The 15,810-nt window shown below is 48.9% G+C and carries 18 protein-coding genes; 8 read left to right on the top strand and 10 right to left on the bottom strand.

Translation table 11 applies throughout. The features are described from left to right. Positions 1 to 154 precede the first annotated feature (154 nt). The 5 genes from CFF01_RS07715 (at position 155) to CFF01_RS07695 (ending at position 3,496) form a co-directional block, all read left to right on the top strand. Positions 155 to 1,327 (top strand): NnrS family protein, encoded by a 1,173-nt coding sequence (locus CFF01_RS07715; RefSeq protein WP_088904415.1) that lies wholly within the window; start codon positions 155 to 157, stop codon positions 1,325 to 1,327. A gap of 111 nt (positions 1,328 to 1,438) precedes the next feature. Continuing rightward, a complete protein-coding gene (locus tag CFF01_RS07710) occupies positions 1,439 to 1,843 on the top strand; it encodes a phosphate-starvation-inducible protein PsiE (RefSeq protein ID WP_033539168.1) in 405 nt (134 codons plus the stop codon). 240 nt (positions 1,844 to 2,083) lie between these two features. Then, positions 2,084 to 2,383 carry a PilZ domain-containing protein gene (locus CFF01_RS07705; protein WP_033539167.1) on the top strand — a complete coding sequence of 100 codons (300 nt, stop codon included), beginning with the start codon at positions 2,084 to 2,086 and terminating at the stop codon, positions 2,381 to 2,383. A 113-nt stretch (positions 2,384 to 2,496) separates the two neighbouring features. Then, positions 2,497 to 3,165 (top strand): AAA family ATPase, encoded by a 669-nt coding sequence (locus CFF01_RS07700; RefSeq protein WP_033539166.1) that lies wholly within the window; start codon positions 2,497 to 2,499, stop codon positions 3,163 to 3,165. Beyond that, positions 3,152 to 3,496 (top strand): hypothetical protein, encoded by a 345-nt coding sequence (locus CFF01_RS07695; RefSeq protein ID WP_033539165.1) that lies wholly within the window; start codon positions 3,152 to 3,154, stop codon positions 3,494 to 3,496. The genes CFF01_RS07700 and CFF01_RS07695 overlap by 14 nt, the downstream gene beginning before the upstream one ends. On the opposite strand, the gene CFF01_RS07690 is transcribed toward CFF01_RS07695, so the two are convergent. After that, on the bottom strand, positions 3,493 to 3,735 hold the full coding sequence (locus tag CFF01_RS07690; protein WP_033539267.1) for a YecH family metal-binding protein: 243 nt from the start codon (positions 3,733 to 3,735) through the stop codon (positions 3,493 to 3,495). The two genes, CFF01_RS07695 and CFF01_RS07690, sit on opposite strands and share 4 nt — an antisense overlap. A 160-nt stretch (positions 3,736 to 3,895) precedes the next feature. Here CFF01_RS07690 and CFF01_RS07685 point away from each other — a divergent pair, with 160 nt between their 5' ends. From CFF01_RS07685 to CFF01_RS07675, 3 genes are all read left to right on the top strand, one after another. After that, complete coding sequence (locus CFF01_RS07685; protein ID WP_033539164.1) at positions 3,896 to 5,593, top strand: sensor histidine kinase; 1,698 nt, start codon at positions 3,896 to 3,898, stop codon at positions 5,591 to 5,593. Then, positions 5,590 to 6,300, top strand: a complete 711-nt coding sequence (btsR, locus tag CFF01_RS07680; RefSeq protein WP_088904414.1) for a two-component system response regulator BtsR — start codon at positions 5,590 to 5,592, stop codon at positions 6,298 to 6,300. Before CFF01_RS07685 ends, btsR begins: the two co-directional genes overlap by 4 nt. 119 nt (positions 6,301 to 6,419) lie before the next feature. Then, entirely contained in the window at positions 6,420 to 7,856 is a 1,437-nt protein-coding gene (locus tag CFF01_RS07675; protein ID WP_033539162.1) for a carbon starvation CstA family protein, read from the top strand. A 74-nt stretch (positions 7,857 to 7,930) separates the two neighbouring features. Here CFF01_RS07675 and CFF01_RS07670 read toward each other — a convergent pair whose 3' ends face one another. The 9 genes from CFF01_RS07670 to CFF01_RS19130 form a co-directional block, all read right to left on the bottom strand. Then, the gene (locus CFF01_RS07670) at positions 7,931 to 8,470 is read right to left on the bottom strand and encodes a YaeQ family protein (protein WP_033539161.1); all 540 of its coding nucleotides are present in this window, start codon (positions 8,468 to 8,470) and stop codon (positions 7,931 to 7,933) included. Positions 8,471 to 8,536: 66 nt separating this feature from the next. Beyond that, the gene (locus CFF01_RS07665; RefSeq protein ID WP_088904413.1) at positions 8,537 to 9,448 is read right to left on the bottom strand and encodes a precorrin-2 dehydrogenase/sirohydrochlorin ferrochelatase family protein; all 912 of its coding nucleotides are present in this window, start codon (positions 9,446 to 9,448) and stop codon (positions 8,537 to 8,539) included. A 70-nt stretch (positions 9,449 to 9,518) separates the two neighbouring features. After that, on the bottom strand, positions 9,519 to 9,836 hold the full coding sequence (locus CFF01_RS07660) for a putative signal transducing protein (RefSeq protein ID WP_033539159.1): 318 nt from the start codon (positions 9,834 to 9,836) through the stop codon (positions 9,519 to 9,521). A 172-nt stretch (positions 9,837 to 10,008) separates the two neighbouring features. Next, positions 10,009 to 10,956: a protein translocase subunit SecF gene (gene secF / locus CFF01_RS07655; RefSeq protein WP_033539158.1), complete on the bottom strand. Its 948-nt coding sequence runs from the start codon at positions 10,954 to 10,956 to the stop codon at positions 10,009 to 10,011. Positions 10,957 to 10,969: 13 nt separating this feature from the next. Beyond that, entirely contained in the window at positions 10,970 to 12,820 is a 1,851-nt protein-coding gene (gene secD / locus CFF01_RS07650) for a protein translocase subunit SecD (RefSeq protein WP_033539157.1), read from the bottom strand. A 40-nt stretch (positions 12,821 to 12,860) separates the two neighbouring features. Further along, positions 12,861 to 13,193, bottom strand: coding sequence for a preprotein translocase subunit YajC (yajC, locus tag CFF01_RS07645; protein WP_033539156.1), 333 nt, complete (start codon positions 13,191 to 13,193; stop codon positions 12,861 to 12,863). Between the two features lie 26 nt (positions 13,194 to 13,219). Then, positions 13,220 to 14,344: a tRNA guanosine(34) transglycosylase Tgt gene (gene tgt / locus CFF01_RS07640; protein ID WP_033539155.1), complete on the bottom strand. Its 1,125-nt coding sequence runs from the start codon at positions 14,342 to 14,344 to the stop codon at positions 13,220 to 13,222. Positions 14,345 to 14,512: 168 nt separating this feature from the next. Continuing rightward, the gene (gene queA / locus CFF01_RS07635; protein WP_033539154.1) at positions 14,513 to 15,550 is read right to left on the bottom strand and encodes a tRNA preQ1(34) S-adenosylmethionine ribosyltransferase-isomerase QueA; all 1,038 of its coding nucleotides are present in this window, start codon (positions 15,548 to 15,550) and stop codon (positions 14,513 to 14,515) included. Positions 15,551 to 15,621: 71 nt separating this feature from the next. Next, a complete protein-coding gene (locus CFF01_RS19130) occupies positions 15,622 to 15,783 on the bottom strand; it encodes a hypothetical protein (RefSeq protein WP_157704963.1) in 162 nt (53 codons plus the stop codon). Positions 15,784 to 15,810 lie beyond the last annotated feature (27 nt).

Below are 15,810 nucleotides of genomic sequence, written 5' to 3'. Positions count from 1 at the left end.
AATTTATGCTAAAAGCCGCCACCTCTGTGGCGGTTTTTTTATGCCTTCAACTTTTTATCCTTGGCAAATATAAAAGCCACACCCGCTTATTTACATGTATATATAATACACCTTATAATACCCGACATAATTACTCGGATATATTGAGACGCATATGCTTAACATAGATGAACCCGCCCATCGACAACCCAAGCTGGCCTTACTGAGATTAGGTTTTCGTCCCTTCTTCCTATTTGGCGCTCTGTTTAGCCTCATTGCCCTGGCACTTTGGGGCAGTTTTCTTACCGGCCGTCTCGGCTTTGCCCCTCACGGCAATCCAATCTGGTGGCATGGGCATGAGATGCTGTTCGGTTTCGTGATGGCCATCGTTGCCGGCTTCTTGCTCACTGCATCACAAACCTGGACGGGGCAAAAGAGCATCAAGGGCTGGCCGCTGGGTGCTCTCTTCCTACTATGGCTAAGCCCACGCATTTTACTGACCAACAATCAATGGGGATCTTTTGAGGTGATCGCCTTGCTGGATCTCCTTTTCGCGCCTGTAACTGCACTGGTGCTCGCCAAACAAGTAATCGCCGTTAAACAGTGGCGCAACTTTGCCTTTATTCCTATCTTGCTGCTGCTCACCCTTGCTAACGCCCAGAGCTACTATGGCGTCAGCAGTCAAAACAGCTTACTGGTATCCCATGCCTTTCACGGCGCGACCATCTTGATGGTCACCATAGTGGCGTTAATCGGTGGTCGAGTGATCCCATTTTTTACCGACCGAGCTACCCAGTGGCCGAGACTAGATAACATCTCTTGGCTCGAAAAGCTCACCTTTGTCAGCTTAATTGCCTTGTTTATTGCCATGCTTATCGGCCAACCACTGCCGGTGATGAGCTGCGCCGCCATCGCCGGCATTGCCCTTTTGGTACGCTGGTCTCGTTGGGGCGTCCAATCGACCCTTAAAGTGCCGCTACTTTGGTCACTACACCTTAGTTACCTCTGCATTCCAGCAGGGCTTTTGTTGATTGCCAGCGGGGCCAGCGTCTCAGCGGGTCTACATGCCATGACAGTCGGAGGACTGGGCGGGATGATCTTAGCTATGATGGCCAGGGTATCTCTGGGTCATACGGGGCGTAACCTGCTACCGCCCAAAGTGATGCCCATTGCCTTCGGCTTAATCTTACTCTCAACGATAACTCGGGTATTGGCTAATCTATACCCTGAACAATTTATCTTCTGGCTGACGCTAGCCTTGCTCGCATGGATCATAGCGTTTGGGGCATTCGTGCTCTGTTATGCCCCCATTTTACTGCGCCCAAGAGTCGATGGTCGACCCGGCTAAGCGTGGTTAAATCGACGGTAAACATTCAGAGTGTGAAAAGCGTCACAAACAGCCCCTAGCATAGCGCCCAATAGTTGTTACCATCTATAAAAACACTATTGAGCGCTATTTATGGGAAAACTCTACTCGCAATACGGCTCTAAAAGCCTCAAAGCAATAGAACATTTTGTTTTAATTATCATCGCCATCGCCACCATTATCGCTATCGGTCAAGAGGTAGTGCATATCATCAAGATGGGCGAAGTCGCACTGGCCGATCTTCTGTTGCTCTTCATCTATTTGGAAGTGTTGGCCATGGTGGCCAACTACGCAGAATCCGGTAAGCTACCGGTGCGTATGCCTCTGTATATCGCCATTGTCGCGCTGGCCCGTTATCTGATCCTTGATATGAAAGCTATGGAAGATTGGCGGATATTGGCAATTTCAGTCTCTACCTTAGTGCTAGCCAGTACGGTTATCGTGATCCGTTGGGGACAACTTAAACTGCCCTATCCACGTAAAGAGGATGATCACTAGCACCTTGAGGGGAGTCCACTTAGACTCCCCCTTATTTCAACCTGAATCGCTGGCGACCACCGACCACAGCATGCCCCACTAGCCAACTGCTTTTCTTTTGTAAATCGACAACCAAGTCCCATCGATGCAGTAACATGAATAACTAACCGTTATTCATGTTGTTATAACTATTATTTCCCGTTAAAACTGTGCTACGTTTAAAAGGCTAAATTACTACCTATTACAGCAAGGACTACTCTGATGGATCAAAACGAAGATTTTGAAGAACGCCGCAAATCGCTACGAGTCGACATGGAAGCTGAGCGGGTCCTCATCTCTTGGACCGACGGCCTGGGCGTAGCACACACAGATGATGGGATCTGTATTGATCTGGCCCGCCGCGGCGTACTCATCGAATATAAGAAGCCCTTTACCCTTGGCGAACTGATAGAAATAACCTTTAACCCCAAGACCGACAAGCAGAACAGCATTAAAGCTCAGGTGTGTCGTTGCTCCGAATGTGGCCCTTTACGTTACCAGGTCGCAATGCAAATTGTTTAGCCTTTTCAGTCAACTAAAAACGAGAGTTCAGGCAGTATCTATAACTCTGTTCTATACTAAACAGCATCAGTTCCGTGAGATGAACCTGTGCTACAGTTCGAGGGAGACACGCTATGATTTTGCTTGTTGGGGGTGAAAAAGGAGGTGCGGGTAAAAGTTGCCTCGCCCAAAATATCGCCGTACATATCACTCAAAAATACCAGGCCAATGTATTAATGGTCGACTGTGATCCCCAGCGCACCACCTCGGATTGGATCCAGGCCCGTAACGAAGATGCCAGCCTCCCCGCCATTAACTGCATTCAGCTTTATGGTAAAATCCGTAATGATCTCTTAGGGTTAGACCAGAGATTCGACTATGTTATCGTCGATTGTGGTGGACAAGATAACCTTGCAATGCGCGCCGCCATGTCGGTGGCCACCTATGTGGTATTGCCACTGCGTCCAAAACGGCGGGATCTCAAAACCTTGCCTCACATGGAAGATATGCTCAGCACCTGTAAGATGGTGAACCCTAAGATGGTTGCCACTGTGGTCATGACCCAGTGTCCAGCCCTTCCCAGCCAATACAAGCGCATTCTCGAAGCCAAAGAGGTGGTGGAGTCGTTTGGACTCAGAGTGCTGGATTCGGTGACCTTTAGCCGTAACATCTACGATGATAGTGAAGAACAAGGATCGTCGGTCATCGAAATTGAACCGGATGGAAAAGCCGCCGCCGAAATACGTGCTATTGCAGATGAGCTGTTTGCAATACCACCAGAAAATTCTTATGAGCTTAACTGATCTTAAACGTCGTAAACCTAAACCACGAAAAAAACTATCGGTTGAAGAGTTTATCGAAGATGCTAACAACTATGCTTTTGGCCAACCCAGCCTGGCGAAGCGGATCAAAAAGAAACGCAAAACCAATACCACGGTCAACCAAAAAAAGCAGGCCAGCCGCATCTTTCGCCATGCGACCTTTACCCTAACAGAAACCAGTATCGCTCAACTCAATGAACTGGCGAAGGAGAGTAAGATCGCCAAGTCTCGTCTGATCCGAATGATGATCACCGAGTTCGCCAGTAAATCGAAGCAGCAGCTGCAAGCCTTAATTGAGGTTAGCGAAGATTAGTGATGGCAGATGCGATCGGCGGCGGTTTCAATTCCCGCTTCCGATTCAGTAAATTTGCCCTTTTGCTCAAGAAAAGCAATTAACTCCTGAGCGTCCATTTCACTGGCCGAACAGGTGTGATAACGGGCATTTTCACCAAAGGTTTGAGACATCAGCTGAGTCAGTTCCCCTTTAGATACCGCGCGTCCCAAAGAGAGCATAAGTTCCATCACCTGATGGCCGTGTATTGAATCTGACATGATCTTCCTAAAAGACATAAAATAGATATACCTTTTATAGCCTATCTGGAATATGAAAACTTTGATCCGCTTGGCAAAGCCCGCCACTTGTTCTGAATCGAGCGTGGATGCTATGCTGATCTCACTATGGCCTCTCATCTAAACGAGTATTATTGTCCCTATGCCCCTTATCCTATTACTCACCCAACAGATGTGCTTCTATCTGGTCATTGTCTACCTATTGAGTAAAACCCCACTCTTTAAGTTGTTTGCCGAAACTGCAACTCGCCTGCCCCATAAGATATATATCTATCTGATATTTTCAGGTTTTTGTATCATGGCCACCTATTTTGGTGAGCAAACCAACGATGCCATCGCCAACACCCGTGCCATGGGTGCCGTATTAGGTGGGCTACTTGGCGGGCCGGTTACCGGTTTTCTGGTGGGGCTCACCGGCGGATTACACAGATACAGTATGGGCGGTTTTACCGATCTGGCCTGCGCCATCTCCACCACACTCGAAGGCCTGTCCGCGGGCATCGTTGGCTACTATCTGCGCAAACAAAACCGCAGTGAAATGGTTTACGCCCCGCTAGTTGTTGCCCTAGTCACCTTCTCCGCCGAGTTGTTACAGATGGCGCTGATCCTCGCCATCGCTAAGCCCTATGTCGATGCCGTTGCCCTGGTGAAGCAGATCGCTTTACCTATGTTACTGGTGAACTCTATCGGTGCCGCCCTATTCATGAGCATGGTGCGGGATCAGAAAACCATGTTCGACAAGCTCTCATCGGCCTTCTCCACCAAGGCGCTAAAAATTGCCGAGCGAAGTGTCGGAGTTCTCTCTAAAGGCTTCGATCAGGAGAGTAGCACTAAGGTTGCCCAGATCATTCTAGAGGAGACCAACGTCGGCGCAGTCGCCATTACCGACAGAAAGAAACTGCTGGCATTTATCGGCATCGGCGACGACCACCATATACCTGGTACCCCTATTTCATCTAAGATCACCCAAGATGCAATAGAGCAAAACTGCGTAATGTTTGCCGATGGCGTCGAGACCCCTTATGCCTGCTCGATTTCACCTCAATGTCGGCTGGGCTCCAGCCTAGTGATCCCTTTACGCTGTGAATCTGAGGTGATTGGCACCATCAAGCTCTATGAGCCAAAAAATAAGCTATTTCTCAATATCAATCGCACTCTGGGTGAAGGGATTGCCAGGTTAATGAGCAATCAAATTCTCTACGGCCGCTATGAACTGCAACAGAGCCTGCTAACCCAGGCTGAACTTAAACTGCTGCAGGCCCAGGTTAATCCCCATTTTCTATTTAATGCGCTCAACACCATTGCCGCCATCATAGGTAAAGACCCGCTGATGGCAAGACAGCTTATCCAACACCTGTCACAGTTTCTGCGTATCAACCTTAAGCGCACCACGGGTCTGGTCACCTTAAGCGACGAACGGGAGCATATCGATGCTTACCTTACCATTGAAAAGGCGAGGTTTATCGACAGACTCACTGTACATATAGATATTCCAGAGAGCCTAAACCTCTATCGACTACCGGCATTTACCTTGCAGCCCATTATAGAAAATGCGGTAAAACACGGTACCTCTCACCTATTGGAGCCCGGTGAGATCTGGGTCAGTGGCAGAGTAGAGCAAGATTTATTAGTATTGGAAGTAAAAGACAATGCAGGTCTGTATCAGCCGGAACGCAATACAGACACCTCAGGATTAGGTATGTCCATCGTCCATAAGCGGATCCAGAGCCTATTTGGCCCCCAATATGGCGTTAAGATCAACTGCGAGAAGGACCGTTTTACTCAGGTTATAATTACTCTGCCGCTTAACCATGCGGCACAAACGGAACCCACAGCGTGATCACTTGTTTAATAATTGACGACGAACCCTTTGCTCGAGATGCTTTAGATGATCAACTCTCTGCCTATCCCGATATACAGGTGATTGGGCAGTGCAGCAACGCCATCGAGGGCATGCAGGCCATAGGCAAACTCAAGCCTCAACTGATCTTCGTCGATATACAGATGCCTAAAATCTCAGGCTTGGAAATGGTGGCCATGCTCGACCCCGACAGCATGCCCAGGGTGGTATTTGTCACAGCCTTCGATGAGTATGCAATCAAAGCCTTCGACAACCACGCCTTCGATTACCTGCTAAAACCCGTCGATGAGACCCGTCTTGCCACCACCATCGCCCGGGTTCGCCGTGATCTTCACCAACAACCCCTCGATGCGGTGTTACCCACACAGCTTGAACATGTTCCCTGCTACTGCGGCAATCGCCTCAAGGTGATCAATGTCGAAGAGGTGGAGTTCGCCTTTAGCGATCTTAGCGGTATTCATGTCAATACAGGCCACGAGCAGGTTCATACCCATCTGACCCTCAAGGTATTAGAGGAGAAAACGGATCTGGTACGCTGCCACAAGCAATACCTGGTTTCCCCCCAAGCCATCAGCGAGATCGTCATCTTAGAAAATGGTGCCGAAGTGCTCACCCACTCAGGTAAGACAGTGCCAGTATCCAGACGCTTTCTTAAACCACTCAAACAACTCTTCGGCTTTCACTAATACCGTTACGGCCCTGAAATAACCGCTTAATCTGTTTATTCGACCACTCACCTAAATGTCGGTTTCCTTAAATTACCGACAGGTTACACTCTTGTTAACTTTAAATGGGAGTACTTATTATGATGTGGTTTCTAATGTGTGTCGGCCTGCTACTCGGTGGATACTTCATCTATGGCAAGTTTGTTGAAAAGGTGTTCGGTATCAATACCGCTCGCCAAACCCCGGCTTTTACAAAGACTGACGGCGTTGACTATGTGCCTATGTCTAAAGGCAAGGTCTATCTTATCCAACTGCTTAACATTGCTGGTGTAGGTCCTATCTTCGGCCCTATCTTAGGTGCGCTATATGGCCCAGCAGCCATGTTATGGATTGTTATCGGTTGTATCTTCGCCGGTGCAGTGCACGACTATTTCTCGGGCATGCTGTCGGTGCGCAACAATGGTCAATCTGTGCCTAATCTTGCCGGCAAGTATCTGGGTAAAAGTGCAAAACACTTCATGAACGTGTTTGCCATCATACTCCTGTTGCTTGTGGGTGTTGTCTTCATCTCGGCACCTGCTGGCCTATTAGGCAAGCTTACAGGTTGGGATGTTAGCATCTTCCTGGGCGTTATCTTTGCCTACTACCTTATCGCTACTATCGTACCTGTCGATAAGATCATCGGTCGCCTCTATCCATTCTTTGGCGCTCTGCTGCTGTTCATGTCTGTAGGTCTTACCATAGCGCTGATCGTATCGAGCGAGCATACGCTGCTACCAGGCTTCACTGCCGGTGACTTCCTGTCTAACCTGAACCCGAACGACATGCCACTCTGGCCTGCCCTGTTCATCACCATCGCTTGTGGCGCTGTATCTGGCTTCCACGCGACTCAGTCACCACTGATGGCACGCTGTGTTGAAAATGAATCTAACGGTCGCTTCGTATTCTACGGCGCAATGATAGGTGAAGGCGTGATTGCACTTATCTGGTGTGCTATCGCACTGTCATTCTTCGGTGGTGTTGAAGGTCTGAACGCAGGCATGGCGGGTAACCCTGCAAACGTAGTGTATGAAGCATCAACGGGTCTACTGGGCGCAGTTGGCGGATTCATGGCGATTCTGGGTGTGATTGTACTCCCTATTACCTCTGGTGATACTGCTTTCCGCTCAGCGCGTCTTATCCTATCTGAGTTCTTTAAGATGCCACAGACTGCACTGCCTAAGCGTCTGATACTGGCTATCCCACTGTTTATTATCGGTGCGATTCTGACACAGGTGGACTTCGGTGTTATCTGGCGCTACTTCGGTGTTGCCAACCAAACCACAGCGGTAATGATGCTTTGGACCGCCTCGGCTTACCTACTGCGTCATAACAAACTACACTGGATCTGTACTATACCGGCCATGTTCATGACGACAGTGGTGATCAGCTTCCTGCTTAACTCAGCCACCTTGGGTGCAGGTCTGCCTATGACTGTATCGACCGTTGCTGGCATTGTTGGCACTCTGGTGATCGCTGCTCTTATCATCATTAAAACCAAGGGCCGCGGTGAAGAAGAGCTTGTAGAAGAAGCTTAGTTCAATAGGCTATATCAACAAAAAAACCAGTCGCAAGACTGGTTTTTTTGTTGGTCAAATCAACTCACACAAGCTTAGCCCTTGAGACACTCGGGGCAAATATGAACACTGGCACTGTCATTTGAAAGCCAGACTTCACCTTCGCTGATATTAACCTGCAGACTCATGTTACGCGTTACCATCTCACCCATCGCCTTGACTGACTCTTCGGCAAGATTCCACACCTCAAGATTTTGATAACGACTTAAGGCTTGCTCATTCTGCTGCCACCAGATAGGCACTGCGCGACCACCATAGGTGTAAAGCAGCACCTTATCGGCCCGACTACTCGCCTTACGCAGCCACTTCTCATCACTTTGGCCAAACTCGATCCACAGCTCTATCTCATCGCTTAAGGATTTCTGCCATAGCTCGGGTTCCCCTTCGACACACAACCCCTTGCTAAAAGCCAAGGTATCGCTAGCATTCAGTGCAAAGGCCAGCAGCCTGACCATCATGCGGGCATCAGTTTCCGACGGGTGTTGAGAAAGAGTTAAAGAGTGATCTTGATAGTAGCCACGATCCATGTCAGCAATCTGCAGTTGCACTTTATAAACGGTTGCTTTGGGCGCCATAATACTCAGTCGTTATGAATAAAGCGCCTAGTTTACCCTATTTAGGCGACTTGTGAGCAAAAGGCGTTAAAGTGCGCCAGGTCGCAGATGCTTCGCCATAGGAAAGTGCGCCTTAAGCTGCGCTACAAATGAGCTGCTGCCGTAAACAAGCAAGCGCTCCCCCTTATCTAATTTCAGAGCTAACTCGCTCATCGCGACTAAAGGCATACGACCCGCATCGCGTCTTACCAGCTCTGATAGACGCTCTGGCAAGCTGAGATCGCTACAGATCCAATCAAGGCGCTGCATCATAGGCACCGCCGCTAAAGGCAGTAGATCGATAGGAGTATGTTCTTCAACGAGTAGCAATTCACCGCTGGCCTCAAGACTCTCGAAGGCCTGTTCGAAATACTTAGGGGTATAGCCGTCGTACCTGTCACCGTTTAAGCGGAAAAATTGCTCCCAAAAAACCTTACGCTGACTGAACACAGGCAGACGCTGTTGCACCTCACCACGCTTAGCAGCAATAAAGTCAAATAGGTCACTTAATGACTCTGGCAGCCAGGTTTCCAGACGGGCTCTTAGTTCGCGGGCAAAGACTGGCGCCGCGCCACTGGTGCTAATGGCAACCTGTAACCGCCCTCTATCGACAATAGCAGGTGTGATGAAATTACATAGCTTGGGAGCATCGACGACATTGACCCAGAGTCCAAGTGTCTTGGCTTGCAGGGCAAACTGACGATTTAACTCATCATCTGCCGTGGCCATATAGAGAAGATCTATGCCTTGAAGGTCATCGAGTTCAGCAAATCGCTGCTCCAAGGCTATCTGTCCCTGATTCGCCATCGACATCACGACATCACAGACATCTGGGGCAATCACATGAATATGGGCCTGGGTACGCGTTAGCAGCTCAAGTTTACGACTGGCCACTTCGCCAGCACCAATCATCAGGATTTTCAACCCATCGGCTTGGGCGAAAATAGGGAAATATTGCATAGTCTAAGTGACTTGTCTCGAATAAGAATAGGACAAGAGTAAAGTAAGGCTTATCGAGCGGCAAGCACTACTAGCTAAGCTGCTCGCTTCGCTCGGCGCTGCAATGCCAACATAGCTCGAAATTTCCTTCATTCATCTCATGGCATTTAACACATTGCCACTTAGGACTCTCGCTATTAAGCGTCTCTAGTTGAGCCCTGGCCGCCTCATATTGTGACTCGGCCACCCAGAGCTCGACATCTTGTAGATCAACCGGCAGCTCGCCAATCCCCCCGAGGAGGGCTTCGCCCTTAAGCTCGACGCCAATACCACAGGCCTCTAACATTCCTTTCCAGGCATGGGCCTGTAACAGGTTTCCGCCGGCCACCATCTTACTGCGCTCTTCCATGTATTATCCCCTACTGCTCTTGCTCTACTGGCAAATTATCAGGTGTTTTGATCAATCGCTCAACATCCTAGCCTTAAAGCTTATTGATTGTCGAGGCGGAATCCGGCCAAATTGGCAATAAAAAAGCCACGATAACGTGGCTTTTTTAGCAAGACAACAAGTGCACTTAGGACTACGGCATCAGCGCATCTTGATCGGCGCCTTCTTTTTCAATCTCAACTGGCATCATATGTTCACGATTGATACCCAGTTTAATCGCTAGGAAACTCGCCACATAGATAGAAGAGAAAGTACCCACAAAGATACCCATCAACAATGCCGTTGCAAAACCATGGATCATGGTACCACCCTTAAGGAACAGCGCCACCACCACAACCAGGGTTGTACCTGTTGTGATAATGGTACGACTCATGGTCTGGGTGATTGAGGTATTCACAATCTCTTCTGGCGTCCCCTTACGCATCTTGAGGAAGTTTTCACGGATACGGTCAAACACAACGATAGTATCGTTGAGCGAGTAACCCACAACCGTCAACACCCCTGCCAATACCGTCAGGTCAAACTCAAGTTGGAACAGAGAGAAAACACCAAGAGTGATGATCACGTCGTGCGCCAATGCCGCCACAGAGCCCAACGCCAAACGCCACTCGAAACGGAAAGAGACATAGATAAGAATACAGATAAGCGCAACCAATACCGCTAGGCCACCCTGCTCTGCCAACTCCTTACCCACTTGAGGTCCAACAAATTCAACACGCTTTTGCATAACACTAGGATCGACCTCAGAAGCCGCTTCCATCACATGTTCAACCTGTAGGTCGCTCTTCACACCCTCTTTAACCGGTAGTCGAATCAACACGTCGCGGCTCGAACCAAAGTTCTGCACCACGGCGCCATCTGTCTCATCAGTGGTTAAGGCTGAACGGAGCAGGTTAAGATCGACAGGATTGGTAAACTCCATCTCAACGACGGTACCGCCAGTGAAATCGAGTCCCCAGTTAATTCCTTTCACCGCCAAAGAACCTAGCGAAGCGAGCACCAAAAACAGTGATAAGCCGCTTATGGCTACAGCGTGACGCAGGAAGTTGATCGTGCCTTTAATTGATAAAATCTGGTACATGGTCAACTTCCCCTTAAATAGACAGTTTCTTCACGCGCTTACCGCCCCAGATAGCATTCACTATCGAGCGAGTACCCACGATGGAGGTAAACATTGAGGTGGCGATACCTATCATGAGTGTCACGGCGAAGCCTTTTACGGCGCCAGTGCCCACGGCAAATAGAATCAAGGCTGTCATAAAGGTCGTGATGTTAGCATCGGCGATGGTCGAAAACGCATTACCATAGCCTTCATGAATCGCCTGCTGAACACTACGCCCAGCACGAAGCTCTTCACGAATACGCTCATAAATCAGTACGTTACCATCAACCGCCATACCGACAGTTAATACCATACCTGCGATACCCGGTAGCGTTAGTACGGCGCCAGGGATCATAGACATCACCCCTACCACCATCACCAAGTTAGCGGTCAGCGCCAGGTTAGCGATAAGACCAAAACCACGGTAGTAAACCAACATGAAGATAAGGACAACTGCCATCCCCCAGATCATCGCCTGCATACCGTTTTCAATGTTTTCGGCACCTAAGCTCGGACCAATGGTACGTTCTTCGACGATAGAAACTGGCGCAATCAGGGCGCCGGCACGAAGCAGTAGAGCTAGGTTTTGCGCTTCTGAATGATCAAGGCCTGTGATGACAAAGTTTCGCCCTAAGCGAGCCTGAATGGTTGCGACCGAGATCACCTCTTCGATCTTATCCATTTTCACGCTGCCATCAGGGTTCTTGGCACCATTATCCTTGTACTCGATGAACAGAGTCGCCATCGGCTTACCGATATTGTCTTTGGTCACGTTCGAGAAGATAGAACCACCTTTAGCATCCAAGTTAATAGCAACTTGAGGACGGCTATATTCATCGAAGGTTGGCTGCGCACCTTGGATATGATCGCCTGTGAGCATCACTTCTTTATACAGAGCCACTTTGCCGCCCTGGCGACGCTCATAGATCTCTGAACCTGGCGACACACGACCAGAAGCAATTGCTGCTGCGTCAGCCTTCTCATCGACCATATGGAACTCAATCGAAGCTGTAGCGCCCAAAATATCTTTAGCTCGCGCCGTATCTTGTACACCTGGTAGCTCGACGATGATGCGCTCTGCACCTTGGCGCTGAACCACTGGCTCGGCAACACCCAACTCGTTTACACGATTACGCAAAGTAGTGATGTTTTGCTGTAGCGCTTCCTCTTTTACCTGCTTGAGGTAAATATCACTCATGTTCGCCAGCAGCACGTAATTGCTACCAGAGGTGGCATCGAGGAACACCATTTCGTTAGTACGCGTCTTTAGGAACCGTTCTGCCTTAGCAAGATTCTCGGCATCTCGGAACTTAATCTCAATCCCTTTAGGGGTATTGCGAATGCCCGCATAACGAATTTTTTCACCACGAAGATCGGTTCTGAAATCGGCAATTTTGGCTTCGGTCATCTTACGAATCGCTTCGCTCATGTCCACTTCCATCAAGAAATGTACACCACCACGAAGGTCGAGACCTAGCTTCATCGGGCTGCCGCCCATAGACTCCAACCACTGAGGCGTGGCCGGCGCCAGGTTTAACGCCACGGTATATTTTTCACCGAGAGACTCGGCAATCGCTTCTTTCGCCAGTAACTGTTGATCCGCATCGGCAACACGCACCAATAGCTGACCATTTTCCAACTCAGAACGCTTAACAGCAATCCCTTTTTCAGACAGGGTATCGATGACTTGAGTCTGAGTCGATGCAGTAACTTCCGCACCACGGGTCGCCACGACCTGCACTGCGTGATCTTCACCAAATAAATTTGGTATTGCGTAGAAGGCCCCGACGGCGATAATAATTATCACCATCAGGTTCTTCCACATTGGGTATTTATTTAACACACCATCGCCCTCTTGGCTTAAAGTGACTTAATTTTTTAACTTAAAGTGACTTAATAGACCCTTTAGGCAAAACAGCCGCTATGTAATCCTTCTTAATAGTGATTTCTGAAGTTTCGTTGATCGTCAGTAACACATAATCGTTGTCATCGCTGATCTTGGCGATCTTACCCAAGATCCCACCACTGGTGAGCACTTCATCACCTTTGCTCAATGAGCTCATTAGGTTCTTATGTTCTTTTACACGCTTAGATTGCGGACGGAAAATCATGAAGTAAAAGATCAGGCCAAAGATGACCAACATGAAAACCAATTCCATGGTACCACCCGCGCCATTAACTGGCGCATCGGCAGCGTATGCATTTGAAATGAACATATTTCTCTCTTCTTATTAGCAGTAAATTAATCGGATAACTTAGGGACTTCGCGACCTTGACTGGTATAGAACTCCTCAACAAAGGCGTCTAATGTACCTGTCTCGATTGCACCACGCAAACCTTCCATCAACATTTGGTAGTAACGCAGGTTGTGGATGGTGTTTAAACGTGCACCTAAAATTTCATTACAACGATCTAAATGGTATAGATACGCCCGAGAATAGTTCTTACAGGTGTAGCAATCACACTTAGCATCGAGTGGTGAAGTATCATCGCGATGACGCGCATTGCGGATCTTGATAACACCTTCACTGGTAAACAGATGACCATTTCGAGCATTACGAGTAGGCATGACACAATCGAACATATCAACCCCTCTACGTACACCTTCAACAAGATCTTCCGGTTTACCTACCCCCATCAAGTAACGCGGCTTATCAGCTGGGATCTGCGGGCAAACATGCTCGAGTACACGATGCATATCTTCCTTTGGCTCCCCAACTGCTAAGCCACCAACGGCATAGCCGTCAAAACCAATTTCTAGCAAGCCCTTAAGGCTTTCGTCACGCAAGTCTTCGTAAACGCTGCCCTGAATGATGCCAAACAGCGAATTCGGATTCTCTAAGCGGTCAAACTCATCCCGTGAACGCTGCGCCCAACGCAGTGACATCTGCATCGACTTACGCGCTTCATCGTGAGTCGCCGGGTAAGGCGTACACTCATCGAAGATCATTACTACGTCAGAGCCGAGTGAGTCTTGGATCTGCATAGATTTTTCCGCGTCCATGAAGATTTTTTCACCGTTGATTGGCGAGCGGAAATGCACCCCCTCTTCGGTGATCTTACGAATATCGCCGAGACTGAAGACTTGGAATCCACCCGAATCGGTCAAAATAGGACGCTGCCAATTCATAAAATCATGCAGATCGCCATGCTTGCGCATGATCTCTTCACCTGGACGTAGCCAAAGGTGAAAGGTGTTACCCAGCAGAATGTCTGCACCCGTGGCGCGAACTTCTTCTGGCGTCATGCCTTTCACCGTACCGTAGGTGCCCACAGGCATAAATGCCGGGGTTTCAACGGTACCGCGTTCAAACACTAGGCGACCGCGACGTGCGCGACCATCGGTTGTATCTAATTCAAATTTCATTTTTAACCTCGCCAGAGAAACAGTCTGACTCTTTTCGTGCCGCTAAAATCGGCACAGCTGAACAATAGAGATAAGGGCAAACAACTCAGTATCAACCCTTATCACCAAAAATCTCTAAAAAAATACCCACCTCATGTGTGGGTGGGTATTTTAAAACAAAATTACCGTCTAGTTCGCTTTTTTAGTCACAAACATGGCATCGCCGTAGCTGAAAAAGCGGTATTTTTGCGCAATCGCATGCTGATAGGCGTTTTTCACCTCATCAAAACCGGCAAAGGCACTGATCAACATGATAAGTGTCGACTCCGGCAGGTGAAAGTTAGTCACCATGGCATCGACAATTTGAAACTCATAACCTGGGTAGATAAAGATATCAGTATCATTGCTATAGGCCTGCAGTTCACCTTCGCTGGCCTTGGCTGCACTTTCCAGAGAACGTACAGAAGTCGTTCCCACGGCAATGACCCTATGACCAGCTGCCTTGGTTGCTTTTATGCTATCCACCACATCCTGAGGAACCTCGGCCCACTCAGAGTGCATCTGGTGATCTAAGATATTGTCGACGCGTACCGGTTGGAAAGTCCCCGCGCCCACATGCAGAGTCACGAATGCGGTATTCACACCTTTAGCTTTAAGCGCCGCAAGCAAGGCATCGTCGAAATGCAACCCCGCCGTGGGTGCGGCCACCGCGCCAGGGTTTTGGTTATAGACGGTCTGGTAGCGCTCTTTATCTGCATCCTCATCGGGACGATCGATATAAGGAGGTAATGGCATATGCCCCACCTCTTCAAGCACCTCGAGTATGGTCGAGTCACTGTTCAGCTCAAGCTCAAACAGGGCGTCATGGCGCGCCAACATGGTCATCTCATAACCACCGTCGAGACAGATGATGGTGCCGGGCTTGGGCGATTTAGAGCTACGCACATGGGCAAGAATACGCTTGTCATCAAGCATACGTTCTACCAGGATTTCCAACTTACCACCGGTTTGTTTTTGGCCAAAAACACGGGCAGGGATCACTCGGGTATTGTTAAACACCATAAGATCACCGGGATTGACCATCTCCAGTATATCGGTAAATTGCTTGTCCTCTACCGCACCAGTGTTGCCGTCAAGGGTCAACAATCTAGAAGCCGTGCGATTCGGCATAGGGTATCTGGCGATCAACTCATCGGGAAGATCGAAAGAAAAATCGGCAACGCGCATAGTCTGTCTCTGCTTAGCATAAATCGGCCGCTAGTCTATTGGCAGATGATGATAAGATCAAGACACAGGGCTTAGCTAGCCTTCTTCCTTTTGTCGACAACCGCCATATTGGGTTGCAGATCTGCGCTGGTTTTACGGTAGCTGTGTTGCTCGAAAGGAATGTCCACCTCGACGCGGCGCCGACGGGACTGAGTATTTCTGCTAAAGCGTTTGATTAACCAGTTCCACATCATCCCTGATCCTTTAAACCGATAAAAATA

Origin of the sequence: Shewanella marisflavi, from assembly GCF_002215585.1 — a bacterium.
Classification (GTDB): Bacteria; Pseudomonadota; Gammaproteobacteria; order Enterobacterales; family Shewanellaceae; genus Shewanella; species Shewanella marisflavi.
The sequence above is the reverse complement of the archived record's forward strand: the minus strand, read 5'-3'. Positions and strand labels throughout refer to the sequence as shown.

What these genes read in the sequence shown, in the direction of transcription:
- CFF01_RS07715 (WP_088904415.1), top strand. Translation starts at nt 155, where the DNA reads ATGCTTAACATAGATGAACCCGCCCATCGACAACCCAAGCTGGCCTTA.
- CFF01_RS07710 (WP_033539168.1), top strand. Translation starts at nt 1,439, where the DNA reads ATGGGAAAACTCTACTCGCAATACGGCTCTAAAAGCCTCAAAGCAATA.
- CFF01_RS07705 (WP_033539167.1), top strand. Translation starts at nt 2,084, where the DNA reads ATGGATCAAAACGAAGATTTTGAAGAACGCCGCAAATCGCTACGAGTC.
- CFF01_RS07700 (WP_033539166.1), top strand. Translation starts at nt 2,497, where the DNA reads ATGATTTTGCTTGTTGGGGGTGAAAAAGGAGGTGCGGGTAAAAGTTGC.
- CFF01_RS07695 (WP_033539165.1), top strand. Translation starts at nt 3,152, where the DNA reads ATGAGCTTAACTGATCTTAAACGTCGTAAACCTAAACCACGAAAAAAA.
- CFF01_RS07690 (WP_033539267.1), bottom strand. Translation starts at nt 3,735, where the DNA reads ATGTCAGATTCAATACACGGCCATCAGGTGATGGAACTTATGCTCTCT.
- CFF01_RS07685 (WP_033539164.1), top strand. Translation starts at nt 3,896, where the DNA reads ATGCCCCTTATCCTATTACTCACCCAACAGATGTGCTTCTATCTGGTC.
- CFF01_RS07675 (WP_033539162.1), top strand. Translation starts at nt 6,420, where the DNA reads ATGATGTGGTTTCTAATGTGTGTCGGCCTGCTACTCGGTGGATACTTC.
- CFF01_RS07670 (WP_033539161.1), bottom strand. Translation starts at nt 8,470, where the DNA reads ATGGCGCCCAAAGCAACCGTTTATAAAGTGCAACTGCAGATTGCTGAC.
- CFF01_RS07665 (WP_088904413.1), bottom strand. Translation starts at nt 9,448, where the DNA reads ATGCAATATTTCCCTATTTTCGCCCAAGCCGATGGGTTGAAAATCCTG.
- CFF01_RS07660 (WP_033539159.1), bottom strand. Translation starts at nt 9,836, where the DNA reads ATGGAAGAGCGCAGTAAGATGGTGGCCGGCGGAAACCTGTTACAGGCC.
- secF (WP_033539158.1), bottom strand. Translation starts at nt 10,956, where the DNA reads ATGTACCAGATTTTATCAATTAAAGGCACGATCAACTTCCTGCGTCAC.
- yajC (WP_033539156.1), bottom strand. Translation starts at nt 13,193, where the DNA reads ATGTTCATTTCAAATGCATACGCTGCCGATGCGCCAGTTAATGGCGCG.
- tgt (WP_033539155.1), bottom strand. Translation starts at nt 14,344, where the DNA reads ATGAAATTTGAATTAGATACAACCGATGGTCGCGCACGTCGCGGTCGC.
- queA (WP_033539154.1), bottom strand. Translation starts at nt 15,550, where the DNA reads ATGCGCGTTGCCGATTTTTCTTTCGATCTTCCCGATGAGTTGATCGCC.
- CFF01_RS19130 (WP_157704963.1), bottom strand. Translation starts at nt 15,783, where the DNA reads ATGATGTGGAACTGGTTAATCAAACGCTTTAGCAGAAATACTCAGTCC.